Genomic DNA, 19,254 nt, shown 5'->3' on the forward strand with positions numbered 1-19,254 from the left:
CTCGCTCCACCGCGCCAGCGGTGGAACCGCCACACCAGCAAACGGCCGTACGCCTCAGCCGGCACCACCGGACGCGTCCTGCGCGAGGACGGCCGCGACCCGCTCCCGCCAGGGCAACGGTTCGGGCGCCTCGAAGTCCTCGTCCTGCACGGGCTCGTAGGCAGGCCACTTGGCCGCATGCGCCCGCCAGGCAGCGTCCTGGGCGCACGGCGGGCAGACCGTCTCGTCGCCCTTGGGCCGGAACATGTGCTCGACCCTCGCCCCCTCGCAGGGGACGGGCGGCCGGGCCGGGGACGGTACGGAGACGGACGCGGCGGCCTGTGACGCCTGCGCGCACACCGGCTCCGGAAGCTTCTGCAGCAGCCGGTACCGCAGGAACCCCACGGCCGACCGCACCCCGCCCGCAGGCAACTCGGAGACCAGCGCCAGCCGCAGCTCCGCCGCCTTCACCCCGCGCCGCAACCAGTCGGCAGCGGCCTCGGCCAGCCCCCGGGCCTCACGGACCCCGAGGTGGAGCTGCGGGTTGGCATGCCGCAGGGAGAGCAGTACGCGTTCGGCCTCGACGACCTCCGCGTCGCGCGCGGGGACGGCTGCTTCGGCATCGGGTTCGCTCACCGCTTCACGCACCGGTTCACGCACCGGCTCGCTCGCAGGTTCGCTCTCCACGGATTCGATCGAATCCGGAACCGCCTTGGAGGGTGGGTGGGTTACGTTCTTCTCATGTTCTTCATCCACCGGTAGGTAACCACCGGCCGACCGAGTACCCGGATAACCGACCGTCGGATAGTGACTACTCGGTCCCACCTGCGGTGATTCCGCTCTCGCGTCCCGGAACCTGCGGGCCTCCTCGTCGGAGAGCGACACGTTGCTGACGAGTTGATCGGTCACCCACAGCCCTCCGTCGTCCTGCCGCCGCCACTCGTGCACGAACCCGTCTTCCTTGAGCTGCGCCTTGGCCTTCTGGTACGCACGCCCCTTGATGCCGATCCACTTGGCGTGATCGCTCAACGCCCGCTCGGCCCGCTCCGGAGGCAGACCCTGCACGTAGGCGATCAAGACCTTCGCGTCGCTGCCGAGGCGCGGATGCCGGATGACGTCGTGGGACGCCTTCACGTAGCCGTAGGACGGCGGGATAACATGAAAAAGCATTCTCGGTGGACCTCTGATCCATCGCGGGGTGAAGGCCCTCGGAGCGGTGTTGGTAGCACCACCGGGGGCCGCCCCATGCGCGGATGCGCACGGAGCGTAATGACGCGGTCACGTTACCTCACAATTCTCCGCCTCCACCACACCGTTGAGCAGCTCGAACAGCAGTTCCGTATCCACGAACGGGACTTCGGCGGTGGGCAGCGAACGCCAGTCCAGCGGATACGTCAGCCCGTCAAGAGCGGGCACCCCGACGAACGCCGCCCCCTCCCGCACCAACGCCTCGGATCCGACGGGCCACCGGTGCGCGCGAGCCGTGCCGGGCGGCAGCAGGAAGAACATGCTCCGCTCCCCGATCCGGGACCTGACGATGGGCCCCGCCTGGAAGTCGGTGAACTGCATGATCTCGTACGCCACTTGCTCGCCCAGATAGCCGACGATCCGTACGGCGTCGAAGTAGATCCCGGCATGGCGGAGGGCGTGCCCGCTCGCGGGAATCCAGGCGGGCATCAGGTCAGGTGAAGTTTTCGGTTCCATACGGAAAGCGTCGGCGCCCGCACGTACTGTCACCAGGGACACAAGGCGTCTGTGCACTGTTGTGTACTTGGAGGTGGGGCTGTGCACCCCAGTAGTACCGGTGGCGGTACCGCCGAGATGTTCGGGGCGTTGTTGCGGTACTACCGCGAACTGGCCGGGCTCTCGCAGGAGGGGTTAGGGATCAGGATCGGCTTCTCCAAGTCGCAGGTGGCGATGGTGGAACGGGGGCAGCGACCGCCGAAGGGAGATTTCGTCCCGGAGGCTGACGCGGCGGTGGGTGCCAATGGCGCGTTGATCGCCGTGGCAGTGAAGTTGTCGTTCGGTCACCTGGCGTCCTGGTTCGAGCCGTTCGCCGAGGAGGAAGCCAAGGCGGTGGCGCGGTACGAGTACGAGCAGAGCATCATGCCCGGACTGCTCCAGACAGAGGCGCACGCCTACGCCCTGTACCAGGCAGCCTGCCCGCCGCTCGACGACGACGAGATCGAGAGACTGGTAGCGGGCCGTCTTGCGCGGCAGACCCTGCTGACCCGCAAGCCACCCACGGACATCAGCTTCATTCTGGAAATCAGCGCGATCACTCGCCCCATCGGGGGACGGGACGTGCACCGGGCGCAGCTTCGGCACCTCCTTGAAATGAGCGAGTTGCGGAACGTGCACATCCAGGTGATGTCACCCAACCGGGAGACACACGCCGGGCTGAGCGGGTCCTTCATCCTGCTGGAGACCGACGACCGACGGCGACTGGCGTACCTGGAGGTGCAGGGCCGGAACTTCGTTGTCAGTGAACAACCTCAGCTGGGAGACTTGTTTGCGACGTATGGCATGCTCCGGACCCAGGCTCACGGGCTGGAAGAGTCGCGCGGGTTGATCAAGCAGATAGCAGAAGGACTATGAGCACTGACCTGAAGTGGTTCAAGAGCAGCTACAGCGGCCAGAACGGCGGCAACTGCGTCGAGGTCGCCACCTGCCCCCACACCATCCACGTCCGTGACTCCAAAGACATCTCCGTCCCCGCCCTCGCCCTCTCCCCCGCCGCCTGGTCGGCCTTCATCCAGCACACGGTGGTCTAGCGCAATGTCCTGGTTCGAAGAACTGCCCGAGGTCATCGGCCGAGCCGACTTCGGCGCCCTGGTGGGGCGGCCGCCGCGCAATATCGAGCTCATGGCGTCCAGGGGGCTGGCCGCTGACCCGGTGGCCCGCAATCGCAACAAGTTCATCTGGGCGGAGGAGACCGCGCTCGGCTGGTTCCGTTCCCTCCAGGAGCACGCAGTGGTCGTACCCGCGAACAAGCAGGCCATGGACGATCTCGCCGCGCACGGCGCTTACGTATGCCCGCTGGACAGCAAGCACGTCGGGCTGGCGCGCCCCAAGATGCTCGTGATGTACCGGCCGGGCGGCACGGGGCTGGTCTTCGGGGTCGACGCGGTGGAGACCGTCAACCAGGAGATCGACGGCACGCGGCCCGCGTCCGCGCAGACGCGCCGGATCACGCGCGACGGCGAGCCCCTGGACGGCACCCCCTTCCCCCGGCCGTGGACCGTCTTCCGGCTCAAGGAAGCCGGCACGATCGGCAAGGTCACGCCCGCGATCCAGCAGGGCCGTTACCTGCGGCTGGACGACGTCCTGGACGCCCTGACGACCGACCACCTCACGGTCCCCACGCTCGACGAGGCGTTCCCCGCCCGGAAGTAGACGGCTGTCACTGGGCCCCGCCCTGGCCTGCACTGCCGAGAGGGCCCGATCTTCACCGGGGTGGCACCGTTCTCCGAGATGGGCAGCGAGGCGGCGCCGGGGGTCGTTCCACAACACCGCTGTCACGGACCGGTGACACGGTCACCGAGCGGCGGCCGGGGCGTCGAGCAGTTCCAGGGCCAGGTCGATGACCCGTTCCGGTCGGCTCACGAACGGGGAGTGTCCCGACTGCCACGCGCGGACGGAATCGCAGCGCGCGGCCATGACGCGTTGGAGGTCCGGGTCGATGGCTCGATCCTCCGTACAGACGACGTAGGAGGAAGGAGCATGCTTCCAGCTCTGGCGTTCCGGGATTCCACGCCCGCAGCCGGCCGCCTGGGGCCGGAGTAGTCCCACTGCCCAAGCGGCCAGCCGCTCGGGGCAGTCTGCGTAGAGCGCGTCCACGGCCCGACGTGGATCGAGGCTCGTAGAACCGTCGGGCTGCGGCTCGATGGCGGACCTCAGCCGGTCGGATGCGCCGCCTAAGCCCGCCGCGCTCTCACCCGCGTCCGGCACGAACGCCGCCAGATACACCAGCTGCCCTACCCCGCGCAGGCCAGTGATGACCGACCCTCCGTAGGAGTGGCCCAGAACCAAGGGAGGCTCCTCCAGCCGGTCGACGGCGGCCTGCACCGCCGCCGTGTCCGCCTCCAGAGAGCCCCTGTGCAGTGCGGGAGCAATGACGCACACGCCTGCCGCTCGCAGACCCTCGGTAACCCGGATGAAGTGGTCGGGCTGGTGGTAAAGGCCGTGGACGAGAACTGCGCTGGGCACGTGGGCCGCCTCCCCGGGTCGACTTGCCGAGGACAACGATCTCAGACTCCGGACTTCGCCGGTGGCAGCGTCTGCAGCCGCCGAAACGTCCGCCTCGGAGGTCGCGGGTTCAGGCCCGCGCGCGTGCCGGTACCTCCCGGGCGAGGACGACCGCCACGGCGCCGAGGAGGGTGCCGGTGATCCGGCGTTGCCAAGTGGCCCATTGCGGTCGGCTCTTGAGCAGTGCGGCGACCGATCCGGCCGCGAGCACGATCAGCCCGTTCACGGTGACCCCCACCGCGATCTGTATCGCGCCCAGAGTGAACCCCTGGGCCGTGGTGTGGCCGCGTTCGGGGTCGATGAACTGCGGGATGAGCGCGAGGTACAGGATGGCGACCTTCGGGTTGAGCAGGTTGGTGACCAGGCCCATCCGCAGCAGCTTCCCGTGCGAGTCGCGCTGGAGGCCGCGCGGCTCGAACAGGCCCCGCCCGCCCGGCTTGAGCGTCTGCCAGGCGAGGTAGGCGAGGTAGGCCGCACCGGCGGCCTTGAAGCCGATGTACAGCCACGGGACGGCGACGAAGACCACCGCCAGGCCCAGGTTGGCCAAGGTCATGTACACCAGGAAACCCAACGCGGTCCCGACCAGGGAGACAAGACCGGCCGTGCGGCCCTGGCTGATGCTCCGGGACACCAGGTACACCATGTTCGGGCCCGGCGTCAGCGCCATTCCCAGTTCGACCAGGGCCATTCCGCCGGCTGCCGCCGCTGAGATCATCACAACGGCCACCATGCCAGACCCAATGCGGCAGACGCATCCCGCATCCGGCATCCGGCTGGGGCCAGTGCCAGTCAGCCCAGGCTGATCCGGGCGGTCACCGGCAGGTGGTCGCTGCCGGTGGAGGACAGAGTGCGGATCGCGTCGACCGTTGCCGAGCGGGCCATGACCTGATCGATCCGGGCCATCGGCAGGGACGCCGGGAAGCTGAAGGCGAACCCCCGCTCGGCCACGTTCAGCCGCGAGGTGAGCGGGGACAGTCCCCGGTCCTCGACCGTGCCGTTGAGGTCGCCCATCAGGACCACCTTCTCGGTCTTCTCGGCGGCCAGGGCACGGCCCAGCAGGGCGGCGCTCTCGTCCCGCAAGGAGGAGGCGAGTCCGCTCGTCCGGACGCGGACCGAGGGCAGGTGCGCGACGTACGCCGCGACGTCACCGTGCGGGGTGTGGGCCACCGTGCGCAGCCCTCGGCTCCAGCCCGCCTCGATGCCGTCGGGCCTGATGTCCACCAGCCGGGTGCCGGAGAGCGGGTACTTGGACCAGAGCCCGACCGTGCCCCGAACCTGGTGGTACGGAAAGTCCGGGGCGAGGGTCTTCTCGTACAGCGGGAGCGCGGCCGGTACGAGCTCCTCCAGTGCGATGAGATCGGGGTCGGCACCGGCCAGGGTGCGGGCCGTGCCCGCCGGCTCTGCGTTCACGTCGCTGACGTTGTGCTGCACCACCACCAGGTCCCGCGGACCGGCGTCGGCCCCGGGCCCGAGCAGCCCGCCGAAGAGGTACGTCCAGACGGCGACCGGCAGGAGCAGGGCCAGCAGGGCGGTGGCGGAGCGGCGCAGCAACGCCAGTACGAGCAGGAGGACGACGACCACGCCGAGCCAGGGCAGGAACGCCTCCAGCAGACTCCCCAGGTGTCCGGGGGAGTTGGGCACCGCCCCGTGGAATGCCAGCAGGCCGCCCGTCAGCACCGCGAGGACCGCGAGGACCCGCCCCCGCGCCGGGAGAGGCGGCAGCGGGGATGCCGCCTCCTCCTCCCCCGTCGCCGTCGCCGTCCTACCGCTGTCCACCCGTTCCACCATGTGTTTCCGTCCGCTCGGTCCTGTCTTTCAGGACGAGCGGGATGCCTCATCAGTTTCAGCGCGGCCGTAAAGTGCGGGCATGACGAGCGACGCGGGGACGGGAGCGGAGTCCTGGTCCGTCCGGGCGGCCGCCGGGCGGCGGCTGGCGGCCGACGCGGAGGTGCCCGAAGTGGCCGTGGTGCTCGGCCGGTTGCTGCTGGACGTGCACAACACGTTCGTCACCCAGGAGACGGCGGAAGCGCTGCTCCTGCGCGGGGACGCGACCGGTCTGCGGCTGGTCCTGGCCGCGCTCGCCAGGGCGGACGCTCAGACCGGCGACCAGATCCAGTCCGCGATCGTCAACGTGTGTGAGCAGTCGCGGGAGGACATCGAGCACCTCGCGGAGCTGGCCGCGACTCTGGTCTCGGACCCGGATGCCGGGGTCAGGGAGGAAGCGCGCGGGCTCCTCGGGCCTGGGCGCTGACCGCCCCGATTCAATGCCGCTCGATCGTATTGGTGCTCTGGACCGGGACGCTAAACGCCCTCTTCGGCCGACTTCCTCCGGGCCGTCACCCATGCGGCGAAGTCCTCGATGCCGTCGATGAGTGCCTCGAACCGGAAGGAGTGGAAGAGGTCGAAGGCATGGTGTGCGCCCGGCATTTCGGCGTAGACGACCGGTGAGGTGGAGACGGAGCGCAGAGCGGTGACAAGGGCCCTGGGATTCTCGGTGTCCACCAGCTCGTCCAGGTCGCCGTGCGCGACGAGGAACGGAGGCGCATCCACGCGGACGAGGTTCACCGGCGATGTCGCAGGATCCCCGTCGAAGTACTCCGCGAGGAAGCCGTTGAGTGCGATGGCGCCGGTCACAGAGGTGTCCGCCTCCTCGAACCCGGGCTGGTAGGCCGGCTCGTTGGGGGTGAGTGCGGCCTGAGCGGCCATGTGCCCACCCGCGGAGCTCCCCGCCACGAACACGGCGGCCCCGGACGCCGCGCCGTACTCCGTCGCGTGTGCGCGCGCCCAGGCGATGACCTTCTTCGCGTCGATCAGGTGGGCCGGGTGCGGGAAGTCGGGCCGCAGGCGGTAGTTGGCGCTGATGCAGACCCAGCCCTGGCCGGCGAGTCGGTAGAGCAGGGGCAGCGACTGCGTGTTCTTCCGGCCCTGGTCGTAGTGGCCGCCATGGAAGTGGATCATTATGGAGCCGCCCTCGGGGCGCGAGCGGTGGTGGTAGACGTCGAGGAGGTTGCGGCGGCCCCCGTCCCCGTAGCTGAGGTTGCCCACCCGCTTGACGTCACGGCGGCGGCGGAAGACGGGCCTGAGCAGGATGCGGGCCAGCGGCAGCCGGTGGCGCGTCCCCGCGCCGGCGCCGAGCGCGTCGTCCAGGGCGTCCCGCACCACGGCTCCCGTCCGCATTCCGCGCAGGGTGACCACCACGAGCCCGGCTGCCGCGACCGCAGCCAGCGCGACGTTCACCCGGTCGGCGGTCGTGGCGATGTCGCCCTCCGAGAAGGCCAGCGCCGTCGATGCCGCCAACGCGTAGAGAGCGACGTGCGGGATCTCGTTGAAGACCAGGCCGAGCCGGTAGCTGAAGTAGAAGAGCGGCCGCGGCCCGCGTATGCGAACCAGGCAGAACACCACGATCAGCAAGGCCAACACCACGGTCACCAGATAGCCCACAGCCACCAGAACACCCCGTTCGACGCCCGACCCGACAAAGCCGTCCAGTGGTACCACGGATCGGGCGTGCCGGCGTGGGTCTAAGTGCTGGCTCTGGCTGGCCACTTGGGCTGACGTGCTGCTCCTGCGGGTCGGCTGTGGAGAGGCCGACCCGCAGGGGCGGCACGTCAGCGGTCCCTCAGCGATTCCTCGCGGGTGCGTCGAAGAACCTGATGATCCTCGGCAGGGCCTGCCGCATCGATTCGTTGTGCTCGTAGTCACCGACATCGGTCAGCCGGTTAACGGCACCGTTTCTCGTCAACTGGGCCGAGCAGTAACCGGCATGGGAGAAGTCGACGTCCTTGTCGCCCCGGCCGTGGAAGATGTTCACCGGGACGTCCGGCCGCCAGTCGCAGGTGTGGTTCATCGGGCGCAGCTTCGCCTTGAGGACACCGCTGGGGTGGCGGATCTTGTCGAGGAAGTCCTTGGTGAACAAGTCGCTCGCCTTTGAGGGCAGTTTGCCGACGAGTTCGTCGGTGGTGTGATAGCCGTCGAACAGGCCTTCCACCGTCTCGTCGTAGGGACTGAGGAATACGTCGCTGGGCGAGCGGTACAGCCCGTAGGTCTTGTTCCAGGCGGTGGCGAAGTACGCGAGGTAGAGGCCGGACTTCTCGATCCTGTCGTCGGCCGCGGCGGTCTCGAAGGCGGAGAGGTCGAAGGGGCCGCTGACCGGGGCGAGTGCGCCCGGCCGGAAGTAGCGGTCGGCGCCCTCGTCCTGTAGCGCCCGGCCCACCAGCATGGTTGCGGGTCCGCCCTGCGAGAAGCCGCTGACCTGCACCTTTCGCTCCAGTTCCCGGCCCTTGCGGTGGGTTAACGTCCTGGTCGCGCGCAGTCCGTCGACGGAGGCCGCCACGGTGGCCCGGGGGTCGCCGTAGGGGTGGAATCCCTCACCCTCGCCGAGGCCCACATAGTCGGGGGCCGAGACCGCCCGCCCGGTCGACGCGAAGAGGAGTGCGGCGAGCCGGTCGTCCGACGCCGGGTCCTCCGAGGCGACGTCCTTGCGGTAGACGGTGGTGCCGTGCAGCCAGGAGACCGTCGTGAGGCGGTGCGCTGCGCTTCGGGGCAGGGCGACGAGCTGGCTCGCGGTCGTGGGGGCTCCTGAGCTGTTGGTGGTGCGGTACACGACCCGGTAGGCCGTCACTCCGTAGCGGACCTGCGAGGAGTCGATCTGTCCCCGGAGCAGCCCGGACACCTCGGCCGCCGTCAGTTCGGCCACCTGCTCCGCGGAGACGATGTCCCCGCCCTGCGACCGCCGGCTGTGGGCGTCGGCCGCCGAGGCGGGAGCGACGAGAGCGGCCACGCTGCCCAGCAGGGCGGCGGCGGCCAGCATGCGTGTCTTGATGCGTGGTGAAGTCATGTCTGGATACTCGCCGTTGACCCCCTGGCGGCGACATGACGCGGGCACCCGGACGCGGTGGGGGCTGTCCGTCTCAGGGTTCCCTAGGGGATGCCCGTCCGAACGGGTCCGCCCGCCGCGTCGTCAGGACGCCTGGGCGCAGGACGCGTCCTTGATCCGGTTGCGGTACGCGCGCTGCGCCGCCTGCGAACCGCACGCCGTGCCGCAGTACAGACCGGAGGTGTTGCGGGTCCGGTCGAAGAAGCCCGAGTAGCAGGTCGGGTTCTTGCAGATCTTCATCCGCAGCCAGGCCCCGCGTGCGGCCAGTTCCGAAGCGGCGGCGAGGAGTCCGGCGAACGCGCCGAGCACCCCGGCCTGGACGGGCACCGGGCGGCAGCCGGCCGCGGTGACCCTGAGGGTGAGCGGATAGCGCTCCGCGACCCGCGCCAGGTACTGCTCCGCCTCCGGCAGCCGGTCCGCGCTGCCCTCGCAGCCGGAGCGGGAGAGGAAGACCGTGCAGAGCGCGGCCCGCAGCTCGTGCGCGGCCACGACGTCGGCCTGGGTCACCGCCGCGTCGGCCGCCATCAGCCCCGCTTCGACCAGCCAGGCGGTGAGGCTCGCGCTGTCGCCCAGCAGTTCCACCGGGGCGCTGCCGTGGGGCGTCGTGTTCACGAAGCCGAGGAGCACGGCCGAGCTCTCGCAGGGCTCGGACGGGGCCGGGCCCGCGCCCGCGCCGCTCCCGGCGCTCGTGCTCGTACCCCTGCCCGTGCTCGTACTCGTGCCCCTGCCCGTACTCGTGTCCATGTCGGGAACCTATCTCACGGCGACGGGGTGCGCCACAGCGGGCCATATTTGTTAACTCGCTTTGCCGATAACTCTTGACCAGCCTTGCCTGCATACCGTTATGTTCTCTCCCGTTACAGCCATCACTCGTGCGGCTGCTTCAGAGACGGGGACACATGACGCTCGACGCCTACTACACGCTCGGCCGGTCCGGACTGCGGGTCAGCCCGCTCGCACTCGGCACCATGACCTTCGGCCAGCCCGAGTGGGGTTCCGACGCCCGGACCTCGGGGGAGATCCTGGACGCCTACTTCGACGCGGGCGGCAACTTCGTCGACACCGCCGACATCTACGGCCAGGGCGCCAGCGAGGAGCTCGTCGGCAGGCTCCTGGCGGAGCGCGGCGCCCGCGAACGGACCGTGCTGTCCACCAAGTTCACCCTCGGGGCACGCGCGGGCGACCCCAACGCGGGCGGCAACGGGCGTAAGGCGATGCTGCGTTCACTGGAGGGCTCGCTGCGCAGGCTCGGTACCGAGTACGTGGACCTGTACATCGTGCACGCGTGGGACGCGCTGACCCCGGCGGAGGAGGTCATGCGGGGTCTGGACGACCTGGTCTCGTCCGGGAAGGTGCGGTACGTCGCGCTCTCCGACGTACCGGCCTGGTACGCGGCACGCGCGCAGACCCTGGCCGAGTGGCGCGGCTACGAACCGCTGGTCGCGCTCCAGTTGGAGTACTCACTCGCCGAGCGCGGCCTTGAGTACGAGTTCCCCTCCCTGGCGCAGGAGTTGGGTATGGGACTGATGACCTGGGGGCCGCTCGCCAAGGGTCTGCTGTCCGGCAAGTACTCCGCCGACGCCGCGACGGCCGCAGAGCTGCCGGAGGGACGTATCAAGGTCGCCGCCACCACCGGAACCATGGCGGACAACCGCAGCGAGCGGAACTGGCGCATCGTCACCGAACTGGGCAAGGTGGCGCAGGAGATCGGCCGGACCCCCGCCCAGGTGGCGCTGAACTGGGTGGCCGGCCGGTCCGCCGTGGGCTCGGTGATCCTCGGGGCCAGCAAGACCGGGCAGATCCGGTCCAACCTGGACGCGCTCGGCTTCACCCTGCCCGAGGAGCTCCGCGCCCGGCTGGACGAGGTCAGCGCCCCGCCGCGCGCCGTGCCGTACGCCTTCATGGACTCGCTCCAGTCCCGGCTGAACGCCGAGGTGCGGAACAAGCGCGCCGGGTATTACGCGGGCTGAAAGGGGTCCTCGCCGGTCAGCGCGGCGGCGGCGGCCGCAGGGCGTCCATGACGAGGTCGATCAGCCGCCCGGTCTGCTCGGAGGTGTGCGCGGCGGCGCCCGCGAGGAAGATCCCCAGCAGCATCACGGTCACGTCGTCCGGCTCGACGTCGGCACGGAGCGCGCCGCCCTCCGCACCGACCCCCGCGCCACCCTCCGCCCCGGCCCCCGCACCGGCCCCCGCCTCGGCCCCGGCGGCGAGGATCGTGGCGATGGCGGCGGTGATGCGCTCCCGGGTGGCGGGCGTGGCGATCCGGCCGGAGGCCCAGCCCGCGCGGAGGGTGTCCGCCATGCCGCGCTTCGTCGCGATGAACGCGGCGTACCGCTCGATCCAGGCCCGAAGCGCCGCGTCCGGCGGGAGCTCCCGGAGCAGGGCGGGGGCGCTGGCGGCGACATCGTCGAGTTCGGCCGCGTACACGGCCTCGACCAGGGCCTCACGGGTCGGGAAGTGCCGGTACAGCGTGCCGATGCCGACACCGGCATCGCGGGCGATGCCTTCGAGCGAGACCGTGCCGTCGGCCGAAGCGAAGGCCGCCCCGGCGACCCGGACGAGCTTGTCCCGGTTGCGCAGCGCGTCGGCGCGGGGGGTGCGTGGCTTCTTCCCGGAGCCGGAGCCGGAGCCGGAGCCGGGAGGTGTCGGGCCTGGGGATGCCGAGTCGGTGGACGTCAAAACGGAGGCACCTCCGATAAGAGTGCTACAGTCGATTAGGCGGAGGGTCCTCCGGTTCTCCGCTTCTCCATCGTCTCATGAGGACGGAATCTCCCATGACTGAGAACAACTCCCCCTCCTCCCCCTCTCCGCAGCTCACGGCCACCGGCGCCCCGCGCGCCGGAGGCGCCGGGACGATCGGGGACCTCACCGTCTCCCGCATCGGATACGGCGCGATGCAGCTGGAGCGGCTGCGTGACGACCGTGACGCGGCGATCGCTCTCCTGCGCCGCGTGGTCGAGCTGGGCGTCGACCACGTCGACACGGCCCAGTTCTACGGCAACGGATTCGTCAACGGGATCATCCGCGACGCGCTCCGCCCCGAGGACGGCGTCGTCATCGTCAGCAAGGTCGGCGCGGACCCCGACCCGGACGGCCCCTTCCCGATGCGTGCCGCCCAGCGGCCCGAGGAGCTGCGGGCGAGCGTCGAGGACAACCTCACGTCCCTCGGCCTCGACCGCATCCCGGTGGTGAACCTGCGCCGCCTGGACACCCAACCGGGGCTGCATGCCGAGGGCGACCAGGTGGTCGATCTCGACGACCAGCTCGCCGAGATGACCGCGCTCCGGGACGAGGGCAAGATCGGCGCGATCGGCCTGAGCGCCGTCACGCTGGACGGGGTGCGCCGGGCCCTGCCCGCCGGGATCGTCTGCGTCCAGAACCTGTACAGCCTGGTGACGCGCGACGACGAGGAGATGCTGCGCCTCTGCACAGAGGAGGGGATCGCCTGGGTGCCGTTCTTCCCGCTCGGCGGCGCCTTCCCCCAGTTCCCGAAGGTGACGGAAGAGCCTGCCGTCACCGCCCTCGCGGAGACCCTCGGCCGCACCCCCGCACAGGTCGGTCTCGCCTGGCTGCTCCACCACGCGCCGAACACGCTGCTCATCCCGGGCACGGCGGACACCGGTCACCTGGAGGCGAACATCGCGACCGGAACGGTCGAACTCGACGACGCCGCGATGGCCTCGCTGGACGCCGTCGAGTCACGGTCCCTCGCCGATATCTCGTACCGCTGACCGGTCACTCACCCGGCGCTGGTGCGGTTGAGGTCCAGTGCGTGTGGACGCGATCCGGTGACGCCGGTCAGTCTTCAGCGGCTCCGGACGGCCTCACGTACCGCCTTCTCCAGCAGCGTGAACGACTTGGGCGGACCGCCCGGCTGCGGCTTGCCCGCTATCCGCCCGACGGCCCGGTAGCCCTCGTCCAGGTAGTAGGAGTTCAGGCGCGCGTTGTCGGCCAGGCAGTCCAGGCGGACGAACTCCCGCCCCACGGCGGCGATCCGGCGTTCCGCAGCGCGCAGCAACCGGCGGCCGGTCCCGGGCGGGGCCGTCTCGCGGTCGACCATCAGCCGGTGCACGTAGCCGGCCACCGGCGGCTGCGGCCCCCAGGCGGCCTCGTCCTCCCACCACACCTCCCAGGCCCCGAGCATCCGTCCACCGCTCTCGGCCGTCCACACCTCGCCGCCGCGCTTCACGGTCAGCCGGAAGTGCTCCTCGGTCAGCTCCCCCGGCTGCCACTGACCGGTGATGCCCTGCCCGAGCATCCAGCGGGCGGCGTCGTCACGGAGGCGGGCGACGGCGGCGAGGTCGGCGTCGGTGGCGAGGCGGAGGTTCAGACGGTCCATCGCCCGATCGTCGCACGGGCGGGTCGGGGTCCACGGCGGGCGGCCGCCATGGACGAGTGCGGAGGCAAGGCGGACCGGGCCCCGGCGGTCCGCTCACGCGAGCACGGGGCGTGGACCGGGCCCCGGCGGTCCGTTCAGCGCTCCGGGAACCGCTCCCCGCACTCGCTGCAGTACTTCGGCGCACGCTCCTGCGACATCCGGCCGCACTCCGGGCACACCCGGTCCAGGGAGCACGGCGCCTCGCCGCCCTCGTGCGCGGGCGCCGTCGGCTTGATGGCCAGTCCGGGGCGGCGACGGTGGACCGTGAGGTAGGCGAGACCGTCCGGGCCCGCGGCCAGCGCGCGCCGCGAGGTGCGCGGGAGCCAGGTGACCGTCGTCGGGGTCAGCTCCAGCGGGGTGCCGCCCCCGCCCGGAGTGAGGCGGCCGCTGCCCGCGAGGACCACCAGGAGGACGTCGAGCACGTCCTCCTGGTGCTCGCCGACCTCGGCACCGGGCGGGAGGCGCACCAGGTTGGCGTCCAACTCGCGCCCTGGCTGCGCCAGTTGCCAGAGCGATCCGCGGTCCTCCGGGGCGGCGCCGGCGAGCAGGTCATCGAGTACGGCCAGTACCTCGGGAGTCGCGTTCACGGCTCCCACGCTACGCCGCGGAGCGCGGCGGCCCCATGGCGCGTCAGGCCGGCTGGGCCTGCGGTTCCCGGGCCGGGAGCACGCTGCGGCCCGTCTCGTGGGCGTAGAGCAGGGTGCGGTCCTTGAGCGCGGCGTGCACCGCCATGTGCGCGTCGCGGCGGCGCTGGGCCGGGCCGTCCGGGAGGTGCAGTACGCCCGCGTTGCCCCGGGAGCCGCGCTGGATCTCGGCGGTGCGGGGTACCCGCAGGGACTCGTAACGTGCCAGCCGGCCGGGGATGCCGTGCGGTGCGGGACCGGTGAGGCAGGACGCCAGGTCCATCGCGTCCTCGATCGCCTGGTTCGCGCCCTGGGCCATGAAGGGAAGCATGGGGTGCGCGGCGTCCCCGAGCAGCGTGATGCGGCCGCTGGACCAGGTGGGCAGCGGCGGCCGGTCGTGCAGAGCCCACTGGTGGGTGCTGTCCACGGCGTCGACGACGTGGGAGACGAGCCCCGTCCAGTGGCCGAACGCCGCGCGCAGCGCCTCCGGGTCGCCCGGCCGGGACCAGGACTCACGCTCCGGGGCGCCCGTGCTGACCGGGACGGTCGCCGCGTAGCTCAGGTACTCGCCGGAGGCGACCGGATAGCAGACGAAGTGCCCGCCGGGCCCCAGCCAGAGGCGGACCAGCGGCTTCTCCGCACCGGCCGGCAGCGCGTCGACCGGCACCAGACCCCGGTAGATGCCCAGCCCGGAGAAGACCGGCTCGTCGCGCAGGAACGTCTCGCGGACCGTGGAGTGGATGCCGTCCGCGCCGACCACGACGTCCGCCGCCGTCTCGGTGCCGTCCGCGAAGGTCAGCCGCACGGAGTCGTCCAGGCCGTCGCCGTCGCCGTCGCCGGACCGCGTGGCCGAGACCAGCCGTTGTCCCAGCCCCAGCCGGTCCCGGTCGACGAGCGACAGCAGGGCGTCGTGCAGATGCGCCCGGTGGATGGTCAGGTACGGGGCGGCGAACATCCGCTCGCACGCGTCGCCGAGCGGGGTACGGGCGATGGGCCGGCCGCTCCAGCCGCGTACCTCCATCGCCTCGATACGGACCGCGTGCTCGCGCAGCGCGGGACCGAGGCCGAGGCGGAGCAGCGGGCGGATCGCGTTGGGCGAGAGCTGGACGCCCGCGCCGACCTCGGCGAGCTGCCGGGTCTGCTCGTGGATCACGTACGGCAGGTCGTTCGCGGCGAGCGCGCCCGCCAGGGCCAGCCCGCCGATTCCCGCCCCGACGACGGTCGTTCGAGGCGTCTGCGCTTCCTTCGTCCGCGCTTCCTTGTCTTTCCCGAACCGCACGTCTGGGACCACCTTCCACGTCTGAGCAATGCCATCGGTCGCACCATGAGGATGTGCACCGTCCGGCTGCCCGGCAACGCCTGTCACTCCGTGCCCTGACAACTGTCGCCGGTTGGGTGACGGACGTCATCGAGAGCGCCGCACGGCTGCCGCGGGCCCGGTGGGCGGCCCTAGCTTCCAGGGATACAGAGGCCGGTCAGGCATTCGATCCAGGAGGCACCCATGACGCGAGAACGACGGACGGAGCGGCGACGGTGACCGCCGTGGCCGTTGAGGGCCTGCTCAAGAAATACGGCGACCGCGAGGCCGTGAGCGGCGTCGGCTTCAGTGTCGCGGAGGGCGAGATCTTCGCGCTCCTCGGACCGAACGGGGCCGGCAAGACCACCACGATGGAGATCCTGGAGGGATTCCGGGAACGCGACGGCGGCAGCGTCCAGGTGCTCGGCCGGGACCCGGGCCGGAAGGCGGACGGCCGCTGGCTGCGCGGGCAGATCGGGCTCGTGCTCCAGGACATCGCCATCGAGCCGTATCTGACGGTGCGCGAGTCCGTCGCACGCAACGCCGGCTACTACCCGGCGCCGCGTGGCACCGACGAGGTCATCGAGCTGGTGGGGCTCGGCGAGAAGCGCGACGAGAAGGTCAAGGACCTGTCCGGCGGGCAGAAGCGGCGGCTCGACCTCGCCCTCGGCGTCGTCGGCGACCCCCAGCTGCTCTTCCTGGACGAGCCCACCACCGGGTTCGACCCCAACGCCCGGCGCGGCGCCTGGGATGTCGTACGGAATCTGCGGGACGCCGGTACGACCATCATGCTCACCACCCACTACATGGACGAGGCGCAGGAGCTCGCGGACTCCGTCGCCGTCATCGCCGGCGGGAAGATCGTCGCCACCGGCACCCCGGAGACGCTCGGCGGGCGGGACAGCGCGCTGGCCCGCATCCGGTTCGCGCTGCCACCAGGCGCCGCCATCGCGGACGTGCCGATCGCCGTCACCGATGCCGAGGACGGCCTCGTCACCGCGCAGGCCGAGGAGCCCACGGCCGCCCTGCACCGGCTGACCTCGTGGGCGCTGGACCGGGGCACGCCACTGGACCGGCTGACCGTCGAACAGCCCACGCTGGAGGACATCTACCTCGGTCTGACCAGCTCGTACGCGCAGCAGGATGCCTCGTCGCCGTCCGCAGACCGGGGCCGCACAACGTCTCCGGAACGCCGGGGACGCCGACCCGGACGGAGCCGTCGATGACCAGCACCCTTCCCCCCACCACCGAGTCCCCCGCCCGTGAGCCGCGCGCCGCCCGGCAGCGCCCCGACCAGCGCGGCTCGGTCTCGATGCTCGTCCACCAGATCCGGTACGAGCAGCTGTCGTTCTGGCGCAACCCGCAGTCGATGGTGTTCACGTTCGTGCTGCCCATCGTCATCATCGCGATCTTCGGCGCGGTGTTCAGCGGCGGCTCCGGCGAGGACTTCTTCTTCGGCATGAGCGGCATGCAGTACTACACGCCGACCATCGCGGCGGTGTCCGTACTGGGCGCCTGCTACGGCCAGTTGGCGATCGTCCTCGCCATGCGCAGGCAGACCGGCGTCCTCAAGCGGCTGCACGCCACCCCGCTGCCCGCCTGGGTGTACTTCGCCGGGCTGCTCGTCCACTGCATCGTGGTGAGCGTCATCGACGTCGCGCTCGTCATCGGAATCGGCACGCTGTACGACGTGTCGCTGCCCACCCACTGGGCTGCCGTCGGTGTGACCCTGGTGCTCGGCGCCGCGAGCTTCTGCGCGCTGGGTGTCGGAGTCGCCTCGCTGATCCGCAACTCCGAGGCCGCGCCCGCCGTGGTGCAGTTCATCCAGTTCCCGCTGGTGTTCATCTCCGGCAGCTACTTCCCGATCCACTCCGACGTGCTGAACACGATCGCCGGGCTGCTCCCGGTGAAGCCGTTCAACGACGCCATGCTGGCGCCCTTCGCGCAGAACGCGAGCTTCCAGTGGAAGGAACTGGCGGTGCTCGCCGCCTGGGGTGTCATCGGCGCGCTGATCTCCGTGCGCTTCTTCCGCTGGGACCCCCGGCCGGAGTGACCCGGAAGCTCAACGGCCCGGCGTGATCCACTGCCGCGCCTTCCGTCGTGAGGGGCCTCCACCTCCAGGTGAGGCCCCCTCGGCGTATCCGGAACAGTCCACGAACCACCCCCACCGCGACCGAAGGGAACCCCCTCATGTCCTCCAGCAACGACGTGACCGCCTCCGCCTCCGCCGCCGATCTCGCTGCCCTGGCAGGCCGCTGGACGCTCGATCCGGCCGAATCCACCGTGGAGTTCACCGGCCGGCACTTCCTCTTCCTCCCGGTCACCGGCTCGGTCCCGGTCCGGTCCGGTCATGCCGCACTCGACGCGGACGGCTCGCTCACCCGCCTCGACGCCACCGTCGGCGTGGACGGCTTCGACACCGGCAACCCGCAGCGCGACGGGAAGGTGCGCGGACCGGGCTTCCTGGACGCCGAGCGCTTCCCCGTCCTGCGGTACGCCGGTGAACGCGTGGCGCGGGGAGCTGCGTTGACGCTCTCCGGGCTGCTCACCGTGAAAGAGCGGGAGGTCCCCGTGGACTTCGCCGTGGCCGAGGTGGCGGCGGCCGGGGACCGGGTCGTGGTGCGGGCCACCGCCGAGGTCGACCGGCACGCGTGCGGCGTCGGCGCCATGCGCGGGATGGTCGGGCCCCGGCTCGCCCTGCGGGTGCGGGCGGTGTTCCTCCGTACGCCGTAGGTGGCCCCGCGGCGCACGGCGCTGTACGCGCAAAGGTCCGGCCGGGAGGGGAGTCCGGCCGGACCTTCGTTGTCCGGTACCCGCGAGCGGAGACGTCAGCTCGCGGATACCGCGCTCTTCGGCGGAGCCGGGGCGTCCGCGGGGAGGGGAAAGACGTGGGACAGCCACGCGTAGGTGCGCAGCTCCTCCAGGAGGCTCAGGCCGAGCCGGTTGTGGAGCATGTGGGCGTGCGAGAAGAGGATCATTCCGGGGTGCACGGGTGAGGTGCGGCGGATGTCGGCCGCATGGCCGGCCAGCGCCTCCTGCCAGGCGGTGAACGGGCCGTGCGCCCCGGGGTCGATGCGGACGGCCGCCGGGTCCTGGTCCACCCGCGTGATGCGGTCCAGGAGCGCGTCCGGGTGTCCGGCGTCCTTCGCCCAGGAGCGCCAGGCGCCCAGTCCGTGGGCGTAGTAGTAGGCGCGTTCGGCCGGGTCACCGAGGGCGACGGCCGCGGACAGCGTGCCGCGCAGGGCGAGTTGCGCGCGCCTGGCGCCGGTGGTCAGGGCGGGCGTCAGGCGCAGGACGAGTTCGCTGGAGAGCCGGAACAGCTCCTCGGCGGCCGGCATGTGCGCGGCTCCTCCGTAGCGCTCGAACTCCGGCTCGTACGCGGCACGGTGGACGCCGGGCGGGAGCAGGGCGCGAACGTCGGTGTTCGGCCCGGTCTCCCCCGCCGCCGCCAGCCGGGCCGCGCCGTCCAGGTAGTCCTCCTCGGCCAGCGGCTCCTCACCCGGGCCGAGGACGCAGGCCTCGGCGTGACGGGTGCGCAGCGCGGCCTCCGTAGCGGCGTACCCGTCCGGGGTCAGGTCCCCCACGCGCAGCCGCAGATGCGGGCCCGACTGCCAGTAGCGGATGAAGAACCACGGTGTGCCGGGCGGGAGTTCGCGGACCGTGGGGCCGATGACGTCGGTCAGGACCCGGTCGTGCGCCTCGCGTGCGGTGGTGGGCAGGTGCAGATGCCAGGCGTGCCAGCGCGTGGCTGCGGGTGTGGCGGTGGGCGTCGCGGCTGCTGCGACTGCCGCGGTCTCTGCGGCTGCCGCGGTCTCTGTGACTGCCGCGGTCTCTGTGGGTGCGGTCATGCGGG

At 71.2% G+C, this 19,254-nt stretch carries 22 protein-coding genes; 9 read left to right on the forward strand and 13 right to left on the reverse strand.

Annotated features, from left to right (window positions below):
- Nucleotides 1–54: 54 nt before the first annotated feature.
- Entirely contained in the window at nt 55–1,149 is a 1,095-nt protein-coding gene (locus tag ACZ601_RS25625; protein ID WP_469541936.1) for a hypothetical protein, read from the reverse strand.
- Nucleotides 1,150–1,257: 108 nt separating this feature from the next.
- Complete coding sequence (locus ACZ601_RS25630; protein WP_469541939.1) at nt 1,258–1,683, reverse strand: hypothetical protein; 426 nt, start codon at nt 1,681–1,683, stop codon at nt 1,258–1,260.
- A gap of 81 nt (nt 1,684–1,764) precedes the next feature.
- Here ACZ601_RS25630 and ACZ601_RS25635 point away from each other — a divergent pair, with 81 nt between their 5' ends.
- The 3 genes from ACZ601_RS25635 to ACZ601_RS25645 are packed head-to-tail and all read left to right on the forward strand — an operon-like array spanning nt 1,765 to nt 3,375.
- Nucleotides 1,765–2,577 carry a helix-turn-helix domain-containing protein gene (locus ACZ601_RS25635; protein WP_469541941.1) on the forward strand — a complete coding sequence of 271 codons (813 nt, stop codon included), beginning with the start codon at nt 1,765–1,767 and terminating at the stop codon, nt 2,575–2,577.
- On the forward strand, nt 2,574–2,753 hold the full coding sequence (locus ACZ601_RS25640) for a DUF397 domain-containing protein (RefSeq protein WP_469541944.1): 180 nt from the start codon (nt 2,574–2,576) through the stop codon (nt 2,751–2,753). Before ACZ601_RS25635 ends, ACZ601_RS25640 begins: the two co-directional genes overlap by 4 nt.
- 4 nt (nt 2,754–2,757) lie before the next feature.
- Entirely contained in the window at nt 2,758–3,375 is a 618-nt protein-coding gene (locus ACZ601_RS25645; RefSeq protein ID WP_469541946.1) for a hypothetical protein, read from the forward strand.
- A gap of 141 nt (nt 3,376–3,516) precedes the next feature.
- On the opposite strand, the gene ACZ601_RS25650 is transcribed toward ACZ601_RS25645, so the two are convergent.
- From ACZ601_RS25650 to ACZ601_RS25660, 3 genes are all read right to left on the reverse strand, one after another.
- A complete protein-coding gene (locus ACZ601_RS25650; protein WP_469541948.1) occupies nt 3,517–4,188 on the reverse strand; it encodes an alpha/beta hydrolase in 672 nt (223 codons plus the stop codon).
- A 109-nt stretch (nt 4,189–4,297) separates the two neighbouring features.
- The gene (locus ACZ601_RS25655) at nt 4,298–4,942 is read right to left on the reverse strand and encodes a LysE family translocator (protein WP_469542229.1); all 645 of its coding nucleotides are present in this window, start codon (nt 4,940–4,942) and stop codon (nt 4,298–4,300) included.
- Between the two features lie 74 nt (nt 4,943–5,016).
- A complete protein-coding gene (locus ACZ601_RS25660; RefSeq protein WP_469541950.1) occupies nt 5,017–6,015 on the reverse strand; it encodes an endonuclease/exonuclease/phosphatase family protein in 999 nt (332 codons plus the stop codon).
- Between the two features lie 79 nt (nt 6,016–6,094).
- Between ACZ601_RS25660 and ACZ601_RS25665 the strand changes: the two genes are divergently transcribed.
- Entirely contained in the window at nt 6,095–6,478 is a 384-nt protein-coding gene (locus ACZ601_RS25665) for a HEAT repeat domain-containing protein (RefSeq protein WP_469541951.1), read from the forward strand.
- 50 nt (nt 6,479–6,528) lie between these two features.
- On the opposite strand, the gene ACZ601_RS25670 is transcribed toward ACZ601_RS25665, so the two are convergent.
- The 3 genes from ACZ601_RS25670 to ACZ601_RS25680 all read right to left on the reverse strand — a co-directional run bounded on the left by ACZ601_RS25670 (nt 6,529) and on the right by ACZ601_RS25680 (nt 9,847).
- The gene (locus tag ACZ601_RS25670) at nt 6,529–7,674 is read right to left on the reverse strand and encodes an alpha/beta hydrolase (protein ID WP_469541953.1); all 1,146 of its coding nucleotides are present in this window, start codon (nt 7,672–7,674) and stop codon (nt 6,529–6,531) included.
- A 172-nt stretch (nt 7,675–7,846) separates the two neighbouring features.
- Complete coding sequence (locus tag ACZ601_RS25675; protein WP_469541956.1) at nt 7,847–9,064, reverse strand: hypothetical protein; 1,218 nt, start codon at nt 9,062–9,064, stop codon at nt 7,847–7,849.
- A gap of 123 nt (nt 9,065–9,187) precedes the next feature.
- A complete protein-coding gene (locus ACZ601_RS25680; protein ID WP_469541958.1) occupies nt 9,188–9,847 on the reverse strand; it encodes an ABATE domain-containing protein in 660 nt (219 codons plus the stop codon).
- A gap of 155 nt (nt 9,848–10,002) precedes the next feature.
- On the opposite strand from ACZ601_RS25680, the gene ACZ601_RS25685 reads away from it, so the two are divergent.
- Nucleotides 10,003–11,073: an aldo/keto reductase gene (locus ACZ601_RS25685; protein ID WP_469541961.1), complete on the forward strand. Its 1,071-nt coding sequence runs from the start codon at nt 10,003–10,005 to the stop codon at nt 11,071–11,073.
- Between the two features lie 16 nt (nt 11,074–11,089).
- On the opposite strand, the gene ACZ601_RS25690 is transcribed toward ACZ601_RS25685, so the two are convergent.
- Nucleotides 11,090–11,782, reverse strand: coding sequence for a TetR/AcrR family transcriptional regulator (locus tag ACZ601_RS25690; protein ID WP_469541963.1), 693 nt, complete (start codon nt 11,780–11,782; stop codon nt 11,090–11,092).
- Nucleotides 11,783–11,877: 95 nt separating this feature from the next.
- Between ACZ601_RS25690 and ACZ601_RS25695 the strand changes: the two genes are divergently transcribed.
- Entirely contained in the window at nt 11,878–12,834 is a 957-nt protein-coding gene (locus tag ACZ601_RS25695) for an aldo/keto reductase (protein WP_469541966.1), read from the forward strand.
- A gap of 74 nt (nt 12,835–12,908) precedes the next feature.
- On the opposite strand, the gene ACZ601_RS25700 is transcribed toward ACZ601_RS25695, so the two are convergent.
- The 3 genes from ACZ601_RS25700 to ACZ601_RS25710 form a co-directional block, all read right to left on the reverse strand.
- Nucleotides 12,909–13,442, reverse strand: a complete 534-nt coding sequence (locus ACZ601_RS25700) for a GNAT family N-acetyltransferase (RefSeq protein WP_440577142.1) — start codon at nt 13,440–13,442, stop codon at nt 12,909–12,911.
- 134 nt (nt 13,443–13,576) lie between these two features.
- Complete coding sequence (locus ACZ601_RS25705) at nt 13,577–14,068, reverse strand: hypothetical protein (RefSeq protein WP_469541969.1); 492 nt, start codon at nt 14,066–14,068, stop codon at nt 13,577–13,579.
- Between the two features lie 43 nt (nt 14,069–14,111).
- Nucleotides 14,112–15,383, reverse strand: coding sequence for an FAD-dependent monooxygenase (locus tag ACZ601_RS25710; RefSeq protein WP_469541972.1), 1,272 nt, complete (start codon nt 15,381–15,383; stop codon nt 14,112–14,114).
- 254 nt (nt 15,384–15,637) lie between these two features.
- On the opposite strand from ACZ601_RS25710, the gene ACZ601_RS25715 reads away from it, so the two are divergent.
- The 3 genes from ACZ601_RS25715 to ACZ601_RS25725 all read left to right on the forward strand — a co-directional run bounded on the left by ACZ601_RS25715 (nt 15,638) and on the right by ACZ601_RS25725 (nt 18,134).
- Entirely contained in the window at nt 15,638–16,627 is a 990-nt protein-coding gene (locus ACZ601_RS25715; protein ID WP_469541974.1) for an ABC transporter ATP-binding protein, read from the forward strand.
- Complete coding sequence (locus tag ACZ601_RS25720) at nt 16,624–17,454, forward strand: ABC transporter permease (protein ID WP_440577146.1); 831 nt, start codon at nt 16,624–16,626, stop codon at nt 17,452–17,454. Before ACZ601_RS25715 ends, ACZ601_RS25720 begins: the two co-directional genes overlap by 4 nt.
- Nucleotides 17,455–17,591: 137 nt before the next feature.
- Nucleotides 17,592–18,134, forward strand: coding sequence for a YceI family protein (locus ACZ601_RS25725; protein ID WP_469541978.1), 543 nt, complete (start codon nt 17,592–17,594; stop codon nt 18,132–18,134).
- A 95-nt stretch (nt 18,135–18,229) separates the two neighbouring features.
- On the opposite strand, the gene ACZ601_RS25730 is transcribed toward ACZ601_RS25725, so the two are convergent.
- Nucleotides 18,230–19,249 (reverse strand): thiopeptide-type bacteriocin biosynthesis protein, encoded by a 1,020-nt coding sequence (locus ACZ601_RS25730; RefSeq protein WP_469541981.1) that lies wholly within the window; start codon nt 19,247–19,249, stop codon nt 18,230–18,232.
- Nucleotides 19,250–19,254 lie beyond the last annotated feature (5 nt).

The sequence above is a fragment of the Streptomyces sp. NPDC104307 genome (assembly GCF_055584045.1).

What these genes read in the sequence shown, in the direction of transcription:
- ACZ601_RS25625 (WP_469541936.1), bottom strand. Translation starts at nt 1,149, where the DNA reads ATGCTTTTTCATGTTATCCCGCCGTCCTACGGCTACGTGAAGGCGTCC.
- ACZ601_RS25630 (WP_469541939.1), bottom strand. Translation starts at nt 1,683, where the DNA reads ATGGAACCGAAAACTTCACCTGACCTGATGCCCGCCTGGATTCCCGCG.
- ACZ601_RS25640 (WP_469541944.1), top strand. Translation starts at nt 2,574, where the DNA reads ATGAGCACTGACCTGAAGTGGTTCAAGAGCAGCTACAGCGGCCAGAAC.
- ACZ601_RS25645 (WP_469541946.1), top strand. Translation starts at nt 2,758, where the DNA reads ATGTCCTGGTTCGAAGAACTGCCCGAGGTCATCGGCCGAGCCGACTTC.
- ACZ601_RS25655 (WP_469542229.1), bottom strand. Translation starts at nt 4,942, where the DNA reads ATGATCTCAGCGGCGGCAGCCGGCGGAATGGCCCTGGTCGAACTGGGA.
- ACZ601_RS25660 (WP_469541950.1), bottom strand. Translation starts at nt 6,015, where the DNA reads ATGGTGGAACGGGTGGACAGCGGTAGGACGGCGACGGCGACGGGGGAG.
- ACZ601_RS25665 (WP_469541951.1), top strand. Translation starts at nt 6,095, where the DNA reads ATGACGAGCGACGCGGGGACGGGAGCGGAGTCCTGGTCCGTCCGGGCG.
- ACZ601_RS25675 (WP_469541956.1), bottom strand. Translation starts at nt 9,064, where the DNA reads ATGACTTCACCACGCATCAAGACACGCATGCTGGCCGCCGCCGCCCTG.
- ACZ601_RS25680 (WP_469541958.1), bottom strand. Translation starts at nt 9,847, where the DNA reads ATGGACACGAGTACGGGCAGGGGCACGAGTACGAGCACGGGCAGGGGT.
- ACZ601_RS25685 (WP_469541961.1), top strand. Translation starts at nt 10,003, where the DNA reads ATGACGCTCGACGCCTACTACACGCTCGGCCGGTCCGGACTGCGGGTC.
- ACZ601_RS25695 (WP_469541966.1), top strand. Translation starts at nt 11,878, where the DNA reads ATGACTGAGAACAACTCCCCCTCCTCCCCCTCTCCGCAGCTCACGGCC.
- ACZ601_RS25700 (WP_440577142.1), bottom strand. Translation starts at nt 13,442, where the DNA reads ATGGACCGTCTGAACCTCCGCCTCGCCACCGACGCCGACCTCGCCGCC.
- ACZ601_RS25720 (WP_440577146.1), top strand. Translation starts at nt 16,624, where the DNA reads ATGACCAGCACCCTTCCCCCCACCACCGAGTCCCCCGCCCGTGAGCCG.
- ACZ601_RS25725 (WP_469541978.1), top strand. Translation starts at nt 17,592, where the DNA reads ATGTCCTCCAGCAACGACGTGACCGCCTCCGCCTCCGCCGCCGATCTC.
- ACZ601_RS25730 (WP_469541981.1), bottom strand. Translation starts at nt 19,249, where the DNA reads ATGACCGCACCCACAGAGACCGCGGCAGTCACAGAGACCGCGGCAGCC.